This is a genomic window from Streptomyces sp. NPDC002835 (assembly GCF_053591995.1).
In genome coordinates, this window is record NZ_JBSFUW010000043.1 from 1 (window position 1) to 18,370 (window position 18,370).

Genomic DNA, 18,370 nt, shown 5'->3' on the forward strand with positions numbered 1-18,370 from the left:
ACTCCTCCGGATAAGGCTTGGGCACAGCGACATCCTTCCCACCCGCCCCACAGGGCAAGCCAGTTCAGATGTCACCCGATCGTGCGGCAGACCCGAACGGTTCAAAGAGTTCTACGAGCGGATGCAGGAGAACGGCAGCTCGGCCGGGACCGCTCACCACGCTCATCGGACCGCCCGCGTCGCGCTGAGTGAGGCAGTGAGACGTGGTCACGTCATGAAGAACGTCGCTGAGATCGCCAAGGCCCCGCGGCTCGAAGAGGAGGAGATCGAGCCGTACACGATCGAGGAGATTCAGAGTCTCCTGCTGGAGGCTTCGAAGCGTCGCAACAGTGCTCGCTGGGTCATCGCTCTGGCACTCGGCTTGCGTCAGGGCGAAGCGCTCGGGCTGATGTGGGAAGACGTCTACCTGGACGCCGGATACATCCGCATCCGGAAGAACCGTCTGCGGCTGAAGTACGAACACGGCTGCGGTGACACTTGCGGCCGAGCCCGGCTACTGCCCGAAGCGCAGGCAGGTCCGCCGGGAGCACAAGAACACCAAGTCCCGCGCCGGCCGCCGCACCATCGGTCTTCCGGACCCGCTCATCAAGCTTCTGCACAAGCGCCGGGAGGAGCAGGACCGGGAGCGGAAAGAAGCGGGGGCGGACTGGGAGGACAAGGGATATGTGTTCGCTCAGCCGACCGGCGGACCTCTCATCCCGAACACGGACTACCACCATTGGAAGCAGCTGCTCGAAGACGCGGGCGTACGAGACGGGCGGCTCCATGACGCACGCCACACCGCTGGAACCGTACTGCTCTTGCTCGGAGTCCCCGATGTAGTGGTGGACGCGATCATGGGATGGGAGCCTGGCGGATCGGCACGGATGCGAGCTAGCTGCATGCACGTCACCGGGCCGCTCTTGAGGAAGGTCGCCAAACAGGTCGGTGACGCACTTGGGGGCGCGGCCGACGGTCCCTCCGAGGGCGCCACAGACCCGAACTGAGACGGAAACCGAGACGGACAACGACGAAGGGCCCCACCGCGAGCGGTGGGGCCCTTCGACATCGTGCCCGGTGAGGCACTGGCGGAGGATACGAGATTCGAACTCGTGAGGGGTTGCCCCCAACACGCTTTCCAAGCGTGCGCCCTAGGCCACTAGGCGAATCCTCCGCCGCAAACAATACAAGACGTTGAGGAGTGCTCGCGAACCTGTTCGCGATCTCTGTCCGGGGAGGCCGGACATCCCGCCCCTGGCGGTTCGACCACCCCTGTGTATCGGGTAACCTGGGCTCAGCCCCTCACGTGGCGCTATCTGACTGAACTCCCCCAGGGCCGGAAGGCAGCAAGGGTAGGTCGGCTCTGGCGGGTGCGTGAGGGGCGCTTGCGTCTGCGGGGGCGGCGGGGAGTACGGGGCGGGTCCGGTTGTCGGTGGGCCCCGATAACCTCGTAGGTGTGTCGTCCCTTGCGCTGTACCGCCGCTACCGCCCCGAGTCGTTCGCAGAGGTCATCGGTCAGGAGCATGTCACTGACCCGCTCCAGCAGGCCCTGCGGAACAACCGGGTCAATCACGCGTACCTGTTCAGCGGGCCGCGGGGCTGTGGCAAGACGACCAGTGCCCGCATCCTCGCCCGCTGTCTGAACTGCGAGAAGGGGCCGACGCCGACGCCCTGCGGGGAGTGCCAGTCCTGCCGTGACCTGGCGCGCAACGGGCCCGGCTCGATCGACGTCATCGAGATCGACGCCGCCTCGCACGGTGGTGTGGACGACGCCCGTGAGCTGCGCGAGAAGGCGTTCTTCGGGCCGGCGAGCAGTCGTTACAAGATCTACATCATCGACGAGGCCCACATGGTCACCTCGGCGGGCTTCAACGCCCTGCTGAAGGTGGTCGAGGAGCCGCCGGAGCATCTGAAGTTCATCTTCGCGACCACCGAGCCCGAGAAGGTCATCGGGACGATCCGGTCGAGGACGCACCACTACCCGTTCCGTCTGGTGCCGCCCGGCACCCTGAGGGAGTACCTGGGCCTCGTGTGCGGCCAGGAGGGCATCCCCATCGAGGACGGCGTACTGCCGCTGGTCGTCCGGGCGGGCGCCGGTTCCGTGCGTGACTCCATGTCCGTCATGGACCAACTGCTCGCCGGCGCCGCCGACGACGGTGTGACGTATGCCATGGCGACGGCTCTGCTCGGCTACACGGACAGCTCGCTCCTCGACTCCGTCGTGGACGCCTTCGCGGCGGGCGACGGGGCCGCGGCCTTCGAGATCGTCGACCGCGTCATCGAGGGCGGCAACGATCCGCGCCGGTTCGTCGCCGACCTGCTGGAGCGGCTGCGCGACCTGGTGATCCTCGCCGCCGTCCCGGACGCCGCCGCCAAGGGGCTGATCGACGCTCCGGCGGACGTGGTCGAGCGGATGCAGGCCCAGGCCTCGGTCTTCGGCGCCGCCGAGCTCAGCCGGGCCGCCGATCTGGTCAACACAGGGCTGACCGAGATGCGCGGAGCCACGTCGCCGCGCCTCCAGCTGGAACTGATCTGCGCCCGGGTGCTGCTGCCCGCGGCGTTCGACGACGAGCGGTCGGTGCAGGCCAGGCTGGACCGTTTGGAGCGCGGGGCGTCGTTCTCGGCCGGTGGGCAGGGGCCCGCGGTGGGGTACGTACCGGGGCCGGACGTCCAGGCGCACGCGCCGGCGCCTCCCGGCGGCGGGCCGGCCGCCGCCCGTGCCGCGGTGCGCGGAGAGGCATCGCAGCCCGGCCCCGCCCAGCCCCCGGCCGCGCCGCCCGCCCCGGCGGCTCCCGCGCCCACAGCGCCCGCGCCCGCCCCGGCGGCTCCCGCCTCCACAGAGCCCGCGCCCGCCGCGGCACCCGCGCCTGCGGCGCCGCCCGCACCGCAGCCACCAGCAGACCAGCCGCAGTCCCAACCGCCCGCCGCGGCCCGCCCCGGCGCCTGGCCCGGGACCGCCGCGCCCGGCGGAGCTGCCGGGCCCGCCGAGCCGGCGCGTCGGCCCGGCGGCTGGCCCACGGCCTCCACGCCCGGCCAGGGCGCGCCCCAGCCCGCTCCTGCCGCGCCGACTCCTGCCCCGGCCACGCCCGCCCCGGCCGCTCCCGCTCCGGGGCCTGGCCCCGCCCCCGGCATGGCGCAGGGCGCCGGCCAGGTACGGAACATGTGGCCCGAGATCCTTGAGGCGGTGAAGAACCGCCGCCGCTTCACCTGGATCCTGCTCAGCCAGAACGCGCAGGTGGCCGGCTTCGACGGGACGACCCTCCAGCTCGGCTTCATCAACGCCGGTGCCCGGGACACGTTCGGCAGCAGCGGCAGTGAGGACGTCCTGAAGCAGGCGCTCGCCGAGCAGTTCAACGTGCAGTGGAAGGTCGAGGCGATCATCGACCCGTCCGGTGGTTCCGCCGGACCCGGCGGCACCGCCCCGACCCCCACGTCGGGCCCCGGCAGCTACGGAAGCCAGCCCGCTGCCGGCCAGGGCGGCTACGGCCAGAACCGGCCGCAGCCCGCCTCCCCGGCGCCCGCTCCCGCGGCCCCGCCGGCGCCGCGTCCCGCCCAGCCCGCGTCCCAGCCGTCCCACCAGTCGGCCGCCGCCCCGGCCGACACCGCCGCGGGGTCGCAGAACGGGGCGGAGCCGCCCCGGCCCCCGGAGGCGTACGCGCCGCCCCCGGTGTCGCTCGAGGACGACGTGCCAGAGGCCGACGACCCGGACATGGTCGACTCCGCGCTCTCCGGTCACGACCTGATCGTGCGCGAGCTCGGGGCCACGGTGGTGGAGGAATATACGAACGAGTAGCGGGCCGCTCCTCGGAGGCCCGGACGAGACTCCGGCGCGTCGGCGGTTAGGCTGGCTGCCGTGAAGGTCCTCGTCATCGGCGGCGGCGCCCGCGAACACGCCCTGTGCCGCTCTCTGTCCCTCGATCCCGACGTCACCGCTCTGCACTGCGCGCCCGGAAACGCCGGCATCGCGGAGGTCGCCGAGCTGCACCCGGTCGACCAGCTGGATGGTGCTGCCGTCGCGGAGCTGGCCACCGGGATCGGCGCCGGGCTCGTCGTCGTCGGCCCAGAGGCGCCGCTGGTCGCCGGTGTCGCCGACGCCGTGCGCCGGGCCGGCATCCCCTGCTTCGGCCCCTCGGCCGAGGCCGCGCAGCTGGAGGGCTCGAAGGCCTTCGCCAAGGACGTGATGGCGGCCGCCGGAGTCCCCACGGCCCGCGCCTACGTCTGCACGACGGCCGAGGAGATCGACGAGGCACTGGACGCCTTCGGCGCCCCTTACGTCGTCAAGGACGACGGTCTCGCGGCCGGCAAGGGCGTCGTCGTCACGGACGACGTCGCGGCCGCGCGTGAACACGCGCTGGCCTGCGACCGGGTCGTGATCGAGGAGTTCCTCGACGGTCCCGAGGTGTCCCTGTTCGCCATCACCGACGGCGAGACGGTCCTCCCGCTTCAGCCCGCGCAGGACTTCAAGCGCGCCCTGGACGACGACAAGGGCCCCAACACGGGCGGCATGGGCGCCTACTCGCCGCTGCCGTGGGCCGACCCCAAGCTGGTCGACGAGGTCATGGCGAGCGTGCTCCAGCCGACCGTCGACGAGCTGCGCCGCCGCGGAACGCCCTTCTCCGGACTGCTGTACGCGGGCCTCGCGATCACCTCGCGCGGTGTGCGGGTCATCGAGTTCAACGCCCGCTTCGGCGACCCCGAGACCCAGGTGGTCCTGGCCCGGCTCAAGACCCCGCTGTCGAGCGTCCTGCTCAACGCGGCGAAGGGCACGCTGGACGCCGAGCCTCCGCTCAACTGGCGCGACGACGCGGCCGTGACCGTGGTGATCGCCTCGCACAACTACCCCGGCACCCCCCGCACCGGTGACCCGATCGAGGGCCTGGACGCCGTCGCGGCCGAGGACGCGCCGCACGCGTACGTCCTGCACGCCGGTACCAAGCGGGACGGTGACGCGGTCGTGAGCGCGGGCGGCCGGGTGCTGTCGGTCACGGCGACCGGCGAGGACCTCGTCGAGGCCCGCGAGCGCGCGTACCGGGCCGTGGACCGGATCCGTCTCGACGGCTCCCAGCACCGCACGGACATCGCACGCAAGGCCGCGGAGGCCTGACCCACCCGGCCAGGACCGGGGCCCGACCGGGTCTGACCGAAGCGCGCCGAGCAGAAGCAGGAGCGCTCCCGAGAAGTGCCCGCGCGGCCTCTCGAGTGTGGTTTCGACGCCCGCCCCGACATTCCGTCCGGGCGGGCGTTCCTTTGCCCAAAGCCATTCCATCGAGTGACGGGTGCCCCAACCGGATGACGGCCGTGAAAGCCCCAACTAGGGTGCGGCGCAAGCATTCCGGCACTTGGCCCACCGGCATTGCGATGTCAGTGGGCGGTGCCACAGTGGGGGAGTGACCAACACCGTCGCAGGGCAGAGGGGGTGAGTTCCGGTCGTGTCCGATACCGGTATCGGAGAGTCGATGGGCGCCAGGGGCGCGCGAGCCATGGCGTTTGCGGTGCTGCGGGCCCGCAGCAGGGCGGTCGCCGTGGCGCTCCTCCCGGCGGCCGTCGCCGTCGTCCTGTTCGCCGGTGGCGCGGCGGGTCACATGAAGGGCGGCGGCTGGGACGTCGCCCGCTGGGTCGTGTCGGTCTGCGCCCTGATCGTGCTGGTGACCGCCGCCGTCGTCACCGCGGTCATCGTGCGGGCCTCCCCGGCGCTCAGCCCGACCGTGGAACTGCCGGAGCGCTCCGCCCCTGACCTCTACCGGCTGGTGCGGGACCTGGCGGAGCGCCTCGAGGTGCCCGCGCCGTCCGCCCTGGCGCTCACCCCTGACTGCGACAGCTGGCTCGAGGACCGGTCGCATCCGGCGCACTCGATATCGGGAGCCCGGCGGCGTACGGAAGAGGCGCCGGTGCTGGTGATCGGATCGCCGTTCCTGTGGTGGATGCGGGTGGCGGAGCTGCGGGCGGTGCTCGCGCCGGTCGTCGCCGGCACCGGATCGGCCGCCGATCCCGACATAGCCGCCGCCCGCCGTTACGTACGGGGGCTGGACGCGGCGGTGGCCGATGCCGCCCGCCCCGGCCGGGGGTTCGTCGGAAGGGTGCTGGCCGGCTTCTTCGGCAGAGCCGCGCGGCTGCTGCTGCGCGCCTGCCAGGAGCAGGCGGCGGGGATGGAGCGCTGGGTCGCGGTCGCCGCCTCGGAGCGCGCAAAGGCCGTGGACCACGGGCTGCGGATCGTCGCCCAGGAGCAGGTCGGCCTGGCGTACGCGGGCTGGGACCGGCTGCTGACCAGGGTGGCGCTGCCCGCGTGGCGGATGGGCCGCTGGCCGTCACGGCTGGACGCGGGTGTCGTGTCGGCGCTGACGGAGCTGTCGCGCCGTGACCGCCTGGCGGAGGGCTTCACCTCGCGGCTGGGCGAGCGCCCCGCCTGTGACCTGCTGGAGGAGCCGGGGGTGGTGGACGAGGCGGCGTCGCTGCTGGCCGCGCGGCTCTTCCACGGCGGTCCCGCCGGGCCGGGCCCCGACTGGGCGCCGGTCGACTGGCAGCAGTATCCGGAGGAGGTCGTCGACCGGAAGTGGCGTACGGAGGCGGCCCGTATCCACCGGGTCCTCGACGAACTGGGCGTCCCCCCGTCGAGGGGTCCGCAGGGCCCGACGCTGGCGCGGGTCATCGACCATCTCTCGGCACGGCCGGGCGGCGAGGCGAGCGACGCGCTGGCCGCCGTGCTGACGGCCCGGATGGCACGCGAGGAGGCGGCTGGCGAGCCCGCCCCGGCCGCCGACCCGGTGGCGGACGGTTCCGAGGGCGCCCTGGCGCTCTGGGGCGGCGGCGATCCGCTGCCGCTGATGCCGCTCCAGCCGCCCCGCACCGGCCGTGAGCTGCTCGCCGACCATGTCGTCGCGATGGTGTGCTGCACCGCGGTCGACACGGTGGGCGCGGTACCCGGCCTGGACTGGCTGGACGGCCCGGCCCTGATGGTCGACGGCGAGCGCCTGGGGGACCTGGCGTCGCCGGTGCTGAGCCTGGTGGAGGAGGGTGACGCGCAGCCGCTTCGGGTGTGGCTCGGTTCCCTCGGAGTGCGCCCGGAGAAGCCGGTCCGCCTCGTCTGAATTACGGGTGGTGCGCCCGAGGCGGCGTTCCGCCCGTGATCGCGGGGGCGGTCGGCCCCGGAGCCCGATGCGGAACGATCTCTTCCATCTATCGCCTCCTTGTCGTCAATTCGCGACGAACGGTGACGGACTGCTTGCGTAATGTGATGTGCTGGAGACCGGCGCTGAACAGGTCGGCGCCAGCGCGGTTGTCACAGAGGCACCGAGGGAGGGGGCAGGCATGGGGGCGGACCAGATCCGGCGATGGGAGTCGGGTGCCCTGGCGCACGCCGTCTCCGACCCCTTCGGTCAGGGCCCGCTGCCCTGGCTGCGCGGCAGCGAGCAGTACTTCGACGACACCGGCCAGGTCGTCCCCTGGTACGCCGACCCCGGCCTGGCCGGGGGCGGTTCCGGCGGCCCCCGCACCGCGGACGACGTGCGCCGCCAGATCAAAGGGTTCGCCGGCCCGGGCGCGGCGGCCCCCGGCGAGGCGATCGACTTCCACATCACCGTGGACCCGCCGCAGCAGTTCTCCGTCGACATCTACCGCATCGGCCACTACGGAGGGCACGGGGCCGCCAAGATCACCACGAGCCCCCGGCTCGCCGGGATCGTCCAGCCGCCCCCGCTCACCGCCGACCGCACGGTCTCCTGCCATCACTGGTGGCTCTCGTGGCGGCTGCAGATCCCGTCCTACTGGTCGGTCGGCGCGTACGTCGCCGTGCTGACCACCCTCGACGGATACCGCTCCCACATCCCGTTCACGGTCCGCGACGACCATCCCGCGGACCTTCTTCTCCTGCTGCCCGACATCACCTGGCAGGCCTACAACCTCTACCCCGAGGACGGCGGCACCGGCGCGAGTCTCTACCACGCCTGGGACGAGGACGGCAGGCTGCTGGGCGAGGAGGACGCCGCCACCACGGTCTCCTTCGACCGCCCGTACGCGGGCGCGGGCCTCCCCCTCCATGTGGGCCACGCCTACGACTTCGTCCGCTGGGCCGAGCGGTACGGCTACGACCTCGCCTACGCCGACGCCCGCGATCTGCACGCGGGCCGCATCGACCCGGCGCGCTACCGGGGCCTGGTCTTCCCGGGCCACGACGAGTACTGGTCGGCGCCCATGCGCCGCGCCGCGGAGCTGGCCCGCGACCAGGGGACCTCGCTGGTGTTCCTCTCCGCGAACACCCTGTACTGGCAGGTCGAGCTCGGCCCCTCGGCCTCCGGGGCGCCCGACCGGCTGCTGACCTGCCGAAAACGTCGCGGCCCCGGCAGGCCCGCCCTGTGGCGTGAGGTGGACCGGGCGGAGCAGCAGCTGCTGGGCATCCAGTACGCGGGCCGCGTCCCGGAACCGTCCCCGCTGGTCGTACGGAACGCGGACCACTGGCTGTGGGACTCCACCGGGGCCGGCGAGGGCGACGAGCTGCCCGGCCTGGTCGCCGGCGAGGCCGACCGGTACTTCCCGCGCACCGCGCTGCCCGAGCACGAGGGCCGCATTCTGCTCGCCCACTCCCCCTACCGGGACGGTGACGGAGCAGTCCGCCACCAGGAGACGTCCCTGTACCGCGCTCCCTCGGGTGCGCTGGTCTTCGCGTCGGGCACGTTCGCCTGGTCGCCCGCGCTGGACCGGCCCGGCCATGTCGACGCCCGCATCCAGCGCGCCACCGCCAATCTGCTGGACCGCATCTGCAAGCGCGACTGAGCGGCCGGCCGACGACAGGACCGGGCAGGTGCCGGGCGGGCACGGGCTCGTCACCGGCCCTCGACCCCTGATCGGGTGGCCTCTGCCCGCGTACGGGACAATCAGAGCTGTTGTTCACAGCCACGGGAGGAACCGTGTCCGGATTCGTCGAAAAACCCGAGCCGTTGCAGGTGCCCGGTCTGGTGCATCTGCACACCGGCAAGGTGCGCGACCTGTACCAGAACGAGGCGGGCGACCTCGTGATGGTCGCCAGCGACCGCATGTCGGCGTACGACTGGGTGCTCCCCACGGAGATCCCCGACAAGGGCCGGGTCCTGACCCAGCTCTCCCTGTGGTGGTTCGAGCGCCTGCAGGACCTGATCGGCAACCACGTCATCTCCACCGACGTGCCCGACGGGGCGCCCGCCGACTGGGCCGGGCGCACCATGGTGTGCAAGTCGCTGCGCATGATCCCGGTCGAGTGCGTGGCCCGTGGCTATCTCACCGGTTCCGGGCTCGCCGAGTACAAGGAGTCCCGCACGGTGTGCGGTCTGGCGCTGCCTGAGGGGCTGAGCGACGGCTCCGAGCTGCCCGCCCCGATCTTCACGCCCGCCACCAAGGCGGCCGTCGGCGAGCACGACGAGAACGTCAGCTACGAGGAGGTCGCCCGCCAGGTCGGTGCGGAGACCGCCGCCCAGCTGCGCCAGTCGACCCTCGCGGTCTACTCCCGGGCCCGCGACATCGCGCGCGGCCGGGGCATCATCCTGGCCGACACCAAGTTCGAGTTCGGCTTCGACGGCGACGAGCTGATCATCGCCGACGAGGTGCTCACCCCGGACTCGTCCCGGTTCTGGCCGGCCGCGAGCTGGGAGCCGGGCCGCGCCCAGCCGTCGTACGACAAGCAGTTCGTACGCGACTGGCTGACGTCCCCCGAATCCGGCTGGGACCGCACGAGCGAGCAGCCGCCGCCCGCCCTGCCCGAGGAGATCGTGGCGGCGACGCGCGCCAAGTACGTGGAGGCGTACGAGCTCCTGACCGGCACCGCCTGGCAGTAGCGGTAGGTCCGGCGGACACGTCCCGCGTCCGCCGGATCCGCCCCGGCCGCACACGAAGCGGCTCACGACACGGCACAACGAAGAAGCCCCCGGCGAGATCGCCGGGGGCTTCACACTGAGCGGACGACGAGATTCGAACTCGCGACCCTCACCTTGGCAAGGTGATGCTCTACCAACTGAGCCACGTCCGCATGCGCCGTAGCGCGGAAACCACTATACCCAACCTCGGCGGCGGGTGAGCCGCACCCGGCGAAAGCCGGCCCTGGGGCAGCGAGGCCCGCCCCGGGTCCTGTCGCCGCGAGGTCCAGTACCTCGGCCTCCCTCACGGCCAAAAGGCCGCTACCGGCCGAGATCGCGTCGGACGCCAACTCCCGGTCCACGCCACGGTTTTCCGCCTGCACGGTGTGGAGGGTCCCGGCGAGCCGCTGGGCGCTCACGGTATGTCCGGGCAGGTCGCGGCTGGTCACGATCAGGGTCCGGCGACCGGGCATTTCGTCCGCAGGGCTGTGGTCACTGTCACACCGCCCGTGCGGGGTATCCGCGTCCTTCACGTTTGCGGGAAGGCCGCGGCGGCGGATAACCGGCGAGGTCACGGCCTCGATCACGTACTCATCGCCCAGGCGAAAGGGCGCGGACAGCGCGCGCTGGCATCTTCAGCGACGACAAATGTCCGGGAACGACGAAGGCCCCGGTCGTATCGACCAGGGCCTTCGATCTTGAGCGGACGACGAGATTCGAACTCGCGACCCTCACCTTGGCAAGGTGATGCTCTACCAACTGAGCCACGTCCGCATTGCTGCCGCTCAGCTCTCACTGGGCGGTGCGAACACCACTGTACCTGATCCACATCGGTGGACGGTAATAGTGATGCAGAGCGGGTGACAGGAATTGCACACTGCGCCTTCCCCCTGGAAGGGGGATGTTCTACTACTGAACTACACCCGCACGCTGCCCGGGGCGGCCTTTCGGCTTGCCCTTCGGCGTGCTCCAGACTGTAGCCGATCACCAGGGGTGGAGTGCAACTCCGTTCGGCCCCGGCGCGCCCGCGCGTGGCGCGGGCGGCTCAACTGGCCTCGCGGAACGCCTCGTAGACGCGCTTGGGGATGCGGCCGCGGGCCGGGACGTCCATCTTGTTGGACTGGGCCCAGGCCCGGACCGCCGCCGGCGCGGCCTCCACCGAGGTGTGCCGGTAGGTCACGGCGCGGGACTTGTCGCGCTTGCCGCCGGTCACCTGCCTGCGGGCGGCGGCCGTGTACGGTGCCAGGGCCTTGCGCAGTTTCTTTGCATTCGAGGGATTGAGGTCGATCTCGTACGACTTACCGTCGAGGCCGAACTCGACCGTTTCCGCCGCTTCTCCGCCGTCGATGTCGTCGGAGAGCGTGACCACCACTCGCTGAGCCACGGATATCGGTCCTTTCCCTGCGGTATCACCGGCCACGGTCAGGTTCTGACGTGCGGTGATACCGGCTATTCGGCCGTCGAGGAGCAATCCTGCTTTCCTCTGTATTCCTTTGTACAGCGGTCGGTGGCGCATTGTGAAGCCCTGGCAATTACCTCCGCGTGTCCTTCGCTTTGGCGACCCTGATTCTTAACGTCGTTTTTCTTGGGTGACGTCCGCATATCTACCCGCGTAGATTTTCCAGCCGGGTACGCTGAGGGAACCGCCCTCGCAACACACCACCGGGAGTGCCCGTGGCTCGCGTCGTAGTCGACGTCATGCTCAAGCCCGAGATCCTCGACCCCCAGGGACAGGCGGTGCAGCGTGCACTGCCGCGTCTGGGATTCGCCGGGATCGCGGACGTCCGTCAGGGAAAGCGCTTCGAACTGGAGGTGGACGGGCCGGTCGACGAGGCCGCCCTCGCCCGCATCCATGAGATGGCTGAAACGTTCCTCGCCAACACCGTCATCGAGGACTTCGTCGTGAAGGTGGAGTCGTGACCTCTCGTATCGGAGTCGTCACCTTCCCCGGAACGCTCGACGACCGGGACGCCCTGCGCGCCGCCCGTCTCGCCGGCGCGGAGCCCGTTCCGCTGTGGCACCGCGACAAGGACCTCCAGCAGGTCGACGCGGTCGTCCTCGCCGGCGGTTTCTCCTACGGCGACTATCTGCGCGCCGGAGCGATCTCCCGGTTCTCGCCGGTGATGGAGACCGTCATAGAGCAGGCCAAGGCGGGCATGCCGGTCCTCGGCATCTGCAACGGCTTCCAGATCCTCACCGAGTCGCATCTGCTGCCGGGCGCGATGCTGCGCAACAACCACCTCCACTTCATCTGCCGCGACCAGAAGCTGCGGGTGGAGAACGCGGACACCGCGTGGACGGCCGACTACGCGTCGGGCCAGGAGATCTCCGTACCGCTGAAGAACATCGACGGCCGTTACGTCGCCGACGAGCACACGCTCGACGAGCTGGAGGCGGAGGGCCGCGTCGCCTTCCGCTACCTCGACGGCAACCCGAACGGTTCGCTGCGCGACATCGCCGGCATCACCAACGCCGCGGGCAACGTGGTCGGCCTGATGCCGCACCCCGAGCACGCCGTGGAGCCGCTGGTCGGTACCGGCCGCACCGACGGGCTCGGATTCTTCACCTCGATCCTGAAGAAGTTGGTCGCAGCATGACGACCGAGCGAAGCGAGGGCACCATCAAGCACAGCCTGGACACCGTCAAGCACGCGACCGGTACCCCGGAGGCGGACCAGCCCTGGAAGGAGCTCGGCCTCAAGGAGGACGAGTACGCGCGCATCCGCGAGATCCTGGGCCGCCGTCCCACCGGCGCCGAGCTCGCGATGTACAGCGTCATGTGGTCCGAGCACTGCTCGTACAAGAGCAGCAAGGTCCATCTGAAGCAGTTCAGCGAGAAGGCCCCCGTCAACGACGCCATGCTCGTCGGCATCGGCGAGAACGCCGGCGTCGTCGACATCGGCCAGGGCTACGCGGTCACCTTCAAGGTGGAGTCGCACAACCACCCCTCGTACATCGAGCCCTACCAGGGCGCGGCCACCGGCGTCGGCGGCATCGTCCGCGACATCCTCGCGATGGGCGCCCGCCCGGTCGCCGTGGTCGACCCGCTGCGCTTCGGCGCCGCCGACCACCCCGACACCAAGCGCGTGCTGCCCGGCGTCGTCGCCGGCATCGGCGGCTACGGCAACTGCCTCGGCCTGCCCAACATCGGCGGCGAGGTCGTCTTCGACTCCTGCTACCAGGGGAACCCGCTGGTCAACGCCGGCTGCATCGGCGTGATGAAGCACGAGGACATCCACCTCGCGAAGGCGTCCGGCCCCGGCAACAAGGTCATCCTGTACGGCGCCCGCACCGGCGGCGACGGCATCGGCGGCGTCTCGGTCCTCGCGTCCGAGACGTTCGAGTCGACCGGCCCGGCCAAGCGGCCCGCCGTCCAGGTCGGCGACCCGTTCCAGGAGAAGCTCCTGATCGAGTGCACCCTTGAGATCTTCAAGGAGAAGCTCGTCGCGGGCATCCAGGACCTCGGCGGCGCGGGCCTGTCCTGCGCCACCTCCGAGCTGGCGAGCGCCGGCTCCGGCGGTATGCGGGTCGAGCTGGACAGCGTTCCGCTGCGCGACGCGACGCTCTCGCCGGAGGAGATCCTCATGAGCGAGTCGCAGGAGCGCATGTGCGCGATCGTCGAGCCGGACAAGGTCGAGCGCTTCCTGGAGATCTGCGAGAAGTGGGACGTCATCGCCACCGTCATCGGTGAGGTGACCGAGGGCGAGCGCCTGGAGATCTTCTGGCACGGCGAGCAGATCGTCGACGTGCCGCCGCGTTCCGTGGCGCACGAGGGCCCGACGTACCACCGTCCGTACGCCCGCCCGTCCTGGCAGGACGCGCTGCAGGCCGACGACGCGAACAAGCTGGCCCGCCCGGGAGACGCGGAGCAGCTGCGCGAGCAGATCCTCAAGCTGGTCGCCTCCCCGAACCAGGCCTCCAAGGCGTGGATCACCGACCAGTACGACCGCTTCGTGCAGGGCAACACCGTGCTCGCCCAGCCCGAGGACGCCGGCATGGTCCGGGTCGACGAGGAGTCGAACCTGGGCGTGGCCATGGCGACCGACGGCAACGGCCGGTACGCCAAGCTCGACCCGTACACGGGTGCGCAGCTCGCGCTGGCCGAGGCGTACCGCAATGTCGCGGCCTCCGGTGCGAAGCCGCTCGCGATCTCGGACTGCCTGAACTTCGGCTCGCCGGAGGACCCGGACGTCATGTGGCAGTTCGCCGAGGCCACCCGCGGTCTCGCGGACGGCTGCCTCCAGCTCGGCACGCCGGTCACCGGCGGCAACGTCTCGCTCTACAACCAGACGGGCGAGAACGCGATCCACCCGACGCCGGTCGTGGCCGTGCTGGGCGTGATCGACGACGTCAACCGCCGTACGCCGATCGCGTTCGCCGAGGAGGGGCAGCTGCTCTACCTGCTCGGTGACACCCGCGAGGAGTTCGGCGGCTCGGCCTGGTCCCAGGTCGTCCACGACCACCTCGGCGGTCTGCCGCCGAAGGTCGACCTGGACCGGGAGAAGCTGCTGGCCGAGATCCTGATCGCGGCCTCCCGCGACGGCATGATCGACGCGGCGCACGACCTGTCCGACGGCGGCCTGATCCAGGCCGTGGTCGAGTCCTGCCTCCGCGGCGGCAAGGGCGCGCGCCTGGTCGTCCCGGACGGTCTCGACGCCTTCACCCTCCTGCTGAGCGAGTCGGCCGGCCGCGCGGTCGTCGCCGTCCCGCGCAGCGAGGAGCTCCGCTTCAGCGACATGTGCGGCGCACGAGGCCTGCCCGCGACCCGTATCGGCGTCGTCGACGGCGAGGCGGTGGAGGTGCAGGGCGAGTTCAGCATCCCGCTGAGCGAGCTGCGCACGGCCCACGAGTCGACGATCCCGGCCCTGCTCGTCTGACGCACCCCTGACGGACCCGACGCACCCCGTCGGACGCCCGTCCCGGAAAGCCCCCGTCCCGGTCCGCCGGGGCGGGGGGCTTCCTCGGTCCGTGTCCGGCGCCGGGAACCCCGTGCCCGGCGGCCCCCGCACCCCGTAGGGTCGGCTCATGCCACCGGCCAGGAAGCGCCTTCGCGCCTACGATCCCGACGTCACGCGTGCCGCCGTTCTCGCCCAGTTCGGGCAGGTGCGGCAGGCGGTGGGCACGCTCAGCGAGGAGCAGTTCACGCTGCCGACGCGGCTCGGTGACTGGACCGTGCGGGAGCTCGCCGCGCACATCGCGATGGTGTCCGGGCTCGTCGCGCGGTATCTGCGGCTGCCGGAGCCGGACCATCAGGACCTGGCGCTGCTCGACTGGCCCTTCGCGACGGTGACGGCGGCCGGGCAGGTGGACGAGGACACCAGGGCGTTCGCCGACGGCGGCTCGGTCGGCGAGCTGTTCGACCGTACGGCCGCGGACCTCGGGGAGCTGCTGCCGGGCGCATCCGCGGAGCGGCTCGTGCCGATGCGGTTCGGCGGGATGCGGCTCGGGGACTTCCTGGTCACCCGCACCGTCGAGCTGATCGTCCACACCGACGACCTGAACGACGCGACCGGGCTGGGCGTCCCGTACGACCGCCGGGCGCTGGCCGCGTGCACCCGGCTGCTCGCCGACGCGCTGGCGGTCAAGGCGCCGGGCGCGTCGACGGAGGTGCGGGTTCCGCCGTTCGCGGTCGTGCAGTGCGTCGAGGGCCCCCGGCACACCCGGGGCACCCCGCCCAACGTGGTCGAGGCCGATCCGCTGACCTGGATCCGGCTGGCCACCGGCCGTACGGGGTGGCGGGACGCGCTGGGGGCGGCGAAGGTCAGCGCGAGTGGGGAGCGGGCCGACCTCGGGGCGCTGCTGCCGATCCTGGGCTGAGCGCACGGGTCCTGCCGCCGCTGAGCCGTACGGGTGAGGCGGCGGAACCGGCCAGGAGGCCGCTCCGTCCCATCGGTATGCGCAACCAGCTGAGCATCTCTGTCACCGCACTGGCCGTCCTCGCGCTCGCCGCCTGCGGCGCGGAGTCCGGTCCGGGGTCCGGGTCCGGCGGCGGGTCCGTGCAGCCGGACGTGCCCGTGACCGGCGTCCACTGGTCCGTCGACAGCCTCACCATCGACGGCAGAAGGACCGCGGCCCCGTCCGGCGCACACGTCGAGATCACCGACAAGGGCCGGGCCCAGGGCAACTACGGGTGCAACCACTTCGGCGCCGATGTGTCGGTCGAGGGCGACACGATCACCGTGCGGCCCGCCGAGATGACCGAGATGGCCTGCGAGGAGAAGGTCCAGAGCTTCGAGGACGCCCTGCGCGCCGCCCTCACCGGCCGGCTGAAGGCGGAGCTGACCGACGGCAGGCTGACCCTCACGACGGAGAAGGGCGACACCATCGCCCTCACCTCGCAGCCGCCCGCGCCGCTGGTGGGCACCAAGTGGGCGGTGAACAGCCTGGTCTCCGGCGGGACGGCGGCGTCACTGCCCGCCGGTGCGGAGGACAAGGCGTTTCTGACCTTCGGCAAGGACGGCTCCGTCCGCGGCAGCCTCGGCTGCAACCGCTTCACCAGCACCGCCGAGATCTCCGAGGACTCGATCACCTTCGGCCGGCTGGCCTCCACCAGGAAGCTGTGCGACGGCCCCGAGATGGACGTCGAGCGGAAACTGGTCAAGGTCCTCGAAGGGACGGCGACGTACGAGCTGAACCACCGCTCCCTGACGCTCACCGGGCCGGACGGCGAAGGCTTCGCCGCGGTCGCCGCGGAGCTCCCCGGCGAGAAGTGACCGTGTGAACTAGCACACGCCCGCACCGGCCGTCCGCGGCGACGCGTTCCGGCCGGACGCGGGGCCGTCTTTGACGCAGGGTGATCAAGCCGATGCGGCCGGGCCGGGGCGTCGAAGCCCTGGCCCGCGCGGGATACGGGCCGTCGTCTTGGATCGTGGACGGTTCACTGGACGGATTTCCGGACGTCCGGGGAGGTCGTACGCACCCCGGCAGGCACCCGTGATCGCGCCCGAAGTGGACCCCGTGCACCCCCGGGGGCCCGGCCGGGCGCTGTCCCCAATTCGGACCAGTGGTCGATCTCGCCTACACTCGGTGGCGTGCCACGTGGTGACGGACGACTCAACCACGACCTGCTCCCCGGTGAGAAGGGCCCTCAGGACGCTTGCGGCGTCTTCGGTGTCTGGGCTCCGGGTGAAGAGGTCGCGAAGCTCACTTACTTCGGGCTCTACGCCCTCCAACATCGAGGCCAGGAATCCGCGGGAATCGCGGTGAGCAACGGCTCCCAGATCCTTGTCTTCAAGGACATGGGCCTGGTCTCCCAGGTCTTCGACGAAACCTCCCTCGGCTCCCTCAAGGGTCATATCGCGGTCGGTCACGCCCGCTACTCGACCACCGGCGCCTCCGTGTGGGAGAACGCGCAGCCGACCTTCCGGGCCACCGCCCACGGCTCCATCGCGCTCGGCCACAACGGAAACCTGGTCAACACGGCGCAGCTCGCCGAGATGGTCGCCGAACTCCCCAAGGAGGACGGCCGGGCCACCCAGGTCGCCGCCACCAACGACACCGATCTGATCACCGCGCTTCTCGCCGGCCAGGTCGACGAGGACGGCAAGCCGCTGACCGTCGAGGAGGCGGCCGCCAAGGTCCTCCCCGAGGTCCGGGGCGCCTTCTCGCTCGTCTTCATGGACGAGGGCACCCTCTACGCGGCCCGCGACCCGCAGGGCATCCGCCCGCTGGTCCTCGGCCGCCTCGACCGCGGCTGGGTCGTCGCGTCGGAGACCGCCGCGCTGGACATCTGCGGCGCCAGCTTCGTCCGCGAGATCGAGCTCGGCGAGCTCATCGCCATCGACGAGAACGGCCTCCGTAGTTCGCGATTCGCAGAAGCGAAGCCCAAGGGCTGTGTCTTCGAGTACGTCTACCTGGCCCGCCCCGACACCGACATCGCCGGCCGGAACGTCTACCTCTCCCGTGTGGAGATGGGCCGCAAGCTGGCCAAGGAGGCCCCGGCCGACGCGGACCTGGTCATAGCGACGCCGGAGTCGGGCACGCCCGCCGCCATCGGCTACGCGGAGGCCAGCGGCATCCCGTATGGCTCCGGCCTGGTGAAGAACGCCTACGTCGGCCGCACCTTCATCCAGCCGTCCCAGACCATCCGCCAGCTGGGAATCCGTCTCAAGCTGAACCCGCTCAAGGAAGTCATCCGGGGCAAGCGGCTGGTCGTCGTGGACGACTCGATCGTCCGCGGCAACACCCAGCGCGCCCTGGTCAAGATGCTCCGCGAGGCCGGCGCCGCCGAGGTCCACATCCGGATCTCGTCCCCGCCGGTGAAGTGGCCCTGCTTCTTCGGCATCGACTTCGCGACCCGCGCCGAGCTCATCGCCAACGGCATGAAGATCGAGGAGATCGGCACCTCGCTCGGCGCCGACTCCCTGGCGTACATCTCCATCGACGGCATGATCGAGGCGACCACCATCGCCAAGCCGAACCTGTGCCGCGCCTGCTTCGACGGCGAGTACCCGATGGACCTGCCCGACCCCGAGCTGCTCGGCAAGCAGCTTCTGGAGACCGAGCTGGCGGGCGGCTCCGACGCCGCCGACGCGCTCCGTCGTCCGTGATCCCCCTGCAGTACGACACGAAAGT

12 protein-coding genes, 4 tRNA genes, 1 other RNA gene and 1 pseudogene are annotated in these 18,370 nt (G+C 71.3%); 13 read left to right on the forward strand and 5 right to left on the reverse strand.

Translation table 11 applies throughout. From position 1 onward, the window contains the following. Nucleotides 1–91 precede the first annotated feature (91 nt). Nucleotides 92–986 (forward strand): annotated as a pseudogene (locus ACWD01_RS31775) (tyrosine-type recombinase/integrase); the annotation flags it as partial. Nucleotides 987–1,065: 79 nt separating this feature from the next. Here the strand turns inward: ACWD01_RS31775 and ACWD01_RS31780 are convergent. Then, nucleotides 1,066–1,153 (reverse strand) — tRNA-Ser (locus ACWD01_RS31780). Between the two features lie 119 nt (nt 1,154–1,272). Here ACWD01_RS31780 and ffs point away from each other — a divergent pair. The 6 genes from ffs to ACWD01_RS31810 all read left to right on the forward strand — a co-directional run bounded on the left by ffs (nt 1,273) and on the right by ACWD01_RS31810 (nt 9,779). Next, nucleotides 1,273–1,371: signal recognition particle sRNA small type (gene ffs / locus ACWD01_RS31785), an RNA gene on the forward strand. Nucleotides 1,372–1,435: 64 nt separating this feature from the next. Continuing rightward, the gene (locus tag ACWD01_RS31790) at nt 1,436–3,772 is read left to right on the forward strand and encodes a DNA polymerase III subunit gamma and tau (protein ID WP_451166685.1); all 2,337 of its coding nucleotides are present in this window, start codon (nt 1,436–1,438) and stop codon (nt 3,770–3,772) included. Nucleotides 3,773–3,832: 60 nt separating this feature from the next. Further along, nucleotides 3,833–5,083, forward strand: a complete 1,251-nt coding sequence (purD, locus tag ACWD01_RS31795) for a phosphoribosylamine--glycine ligase (RefSeq protein ID WP_451166686.1) — start codon at nt 3,833–3,835, stop codon at nt 5,081–5,083. 325 nt (nt 5,084–5,408) lie between these two features. Beyond that, nucleotides 5,409–7,064 carry a hypothetical protein gene (locus tag ACWD01_RS31800; protein ID WP_451166688.1) on the forward strand — a complete coding sequence of 552 codons (1,656 nt, stop codon included), beginning with the start codon at nt 5,409–5,411 and terminating at the stop codon, nt 7,062–7,064. A 220-nt stretch (nt 7,065–7,284) separates the two neighbouring features. Then, on the forward strand, nt 7,285–8,745 hold the full coding sequence (locus ACWD01_RS31805; RefSeq protein WP_451166690.1) for a N,N-dimethylformamidase beta subunit family domain-containing protein: 1,461 nt from the start codon (nt 7,285–7,287) through the stop codon (nt 8,743–8,745). A 134-nt stretch (nt 8,746–8,879) separates the two neighbouring features. Continuing rightward, a complete protein-coding gene (locus tag ACWD01_RS31810; RefSeq protein ID WP_451166692.1) occupies nt 8,880–9,779 on the forward strand; it encodes a phosphoribosylaminoimidazolesuccinocarboxamide synthase in 900 nt (299 codons plus the stop codon). Between the two features lie 118 nt (nt 9,780–9,897). Here the strand turns inward: ACWD01_RS31810 and ACWD01_RS31815 are convergent. From ACWD01_RS31815 to ACWD01_RS31830, 4 genes are all read right to left on the reverse strand, one after another. Then, a tRNA-Gly gene (locus ACWD01_RS31815) sits at nt 9,898–9,970 on the reverse strand. Nucleotides 9,971–10,498: 528 nt separating this feature from the next. Then, a tRNA-Gly gene (locus ACWD01_RS31820) sits at nt 10,499–10,571 on the reverse strand. Between the two features lie 81 nt (nt 10,572–10,652). Further along, nucleotides 10,653–10,724, reverse strand: a tRNA-Gly gene (locus tag ACWD01_RS31825). A gap of 118 nt (nt 10,725–10,842) precedes the next feature. Further along, the gene (locus tag ACWD01_RS31830) at nt 10,843–11,181 is read right to left on the reverse strand and encodes a histone-like nucleoid-structuring protein Lsr2 (protein ID WP_356898527.1); all 339 of its coding nucleotides are present in this window, start codon (nt 11,179–11,181) and stop codon (nt 10,843–10,845) included. A gap of 290 nt (nt 11,182–11,471) precedes the next feature. On the opposite strand from ACWD01_RS31830, the gene purS reads away from it, so the two are divergent. From purS to purF, 6 genes are all read left to right on the forward strand, one after another. Further along, nucleotides 11,472–11,717: a phosphoribosylformylglycinamidine synthase subunit PurS gene (gene purS / locus ACWD01_RS31835; RefSeq protein ID WP_356898528.1), complete on the forward strand. Its 246-nt coding sequence runs from the start codon at nt 11,472–11,474 to the stop codon at nt 11,715–11,717. After that, the gene (purQ, locus tag ACWD01_RS31840; protein WP_451166694.1) at nt 11,714–12,394 is read left to right on the forward strand and encodes a phosphoribosylformylglycinamidine synthase subunit PurQ; all 681 of its coding nucleotides are present in this window, start codon (nt 11,714–11,716) and stop codon (nt 12,392–12,394) included. The genes purS and purQ overlap by 4 nt, the downstream gene beginning before the upstream one ends. Continuing rightward, nucleotides 12,391–14,673 carry a phosphoribosylformylglycinamidine synthase subunit PurL gene (gene purL / locus ACWD01_RS31845; RefSeq protein WP_451166696.1) on the forward strand — a complete coding sequence of 761 codons (2,283 nt, stop codon included), beginning with the start codon at nt 12,391–12,393 and terminating at the stop codon, nt 14,671–14,673. The genes purQ and purL overlap by 4 nt, the downstream gene beginning before the upstream one ends. 148 nt (nt 14,674–14,821) lie before the next feature. Continuing rightward, entirely contained in the window at nt 14,822–15,613 is a 792-nt protein-coding gene (locus tag ACWD01_RS31850) for a sterol carrier family protein (RefSeq protein ID WP_451166698.1), read from the forward strand. 77 nt (nt 15,614–15,690) lie between these two features. Continuing rightward, entirely contained in the window at nt 15,691–16,509 is an 819-nt protein-coding gene (locus tag ACWD01_RS31855) for an META domain-containing protein (RefSeq protein ID WP_451166700.1), read from the forward strand. A gap of 318 nt (nt 16,510–16,827) precedes the next feature. After that, entirely contained in the window at nt 16,828–18,345 is a 1,518-nt protein-coding gene (gene purF / locus ACWD01_RS31860) for an amidophosphoribosyltransferase (protein WP_451166701.1), read from the forward strand. Nucleotides 18,346–18,370: the final 25 nt, after the last annotated feature.

Bases quoted from the DNA above. Each gene is read 5' to 3' on its own strand.
- ACWD01_RS31805 (WP_451166690.1), top strand. From the start codon at position 7,285: ATGGGGGCGGACCAGATCCGGCGATGGGAGTCGGGTGCCCTGGCGCAC.
- purL (WP_451166696.1), top strand. From the start codon at position 12,391: ATGACGACCGAGCGAAGCGAGGGCACCATCAAGCACAGCCTGGACACC.
- ACWD01_RS31850 (WP_451166698.1), top strand. From the start codon at position 14,822: ATGCCACCGGCCAGGAAGCGCCTTCGCGCCTACGATCCCGACGTCACG.
- ACWD01_RS31855 (WP_451166700.1), top strand. From the start codon at position 15,691: ATGCGCAACCAGCTGAGCATCTCTGTCACCGCACTGGCCGTCCTCGCG.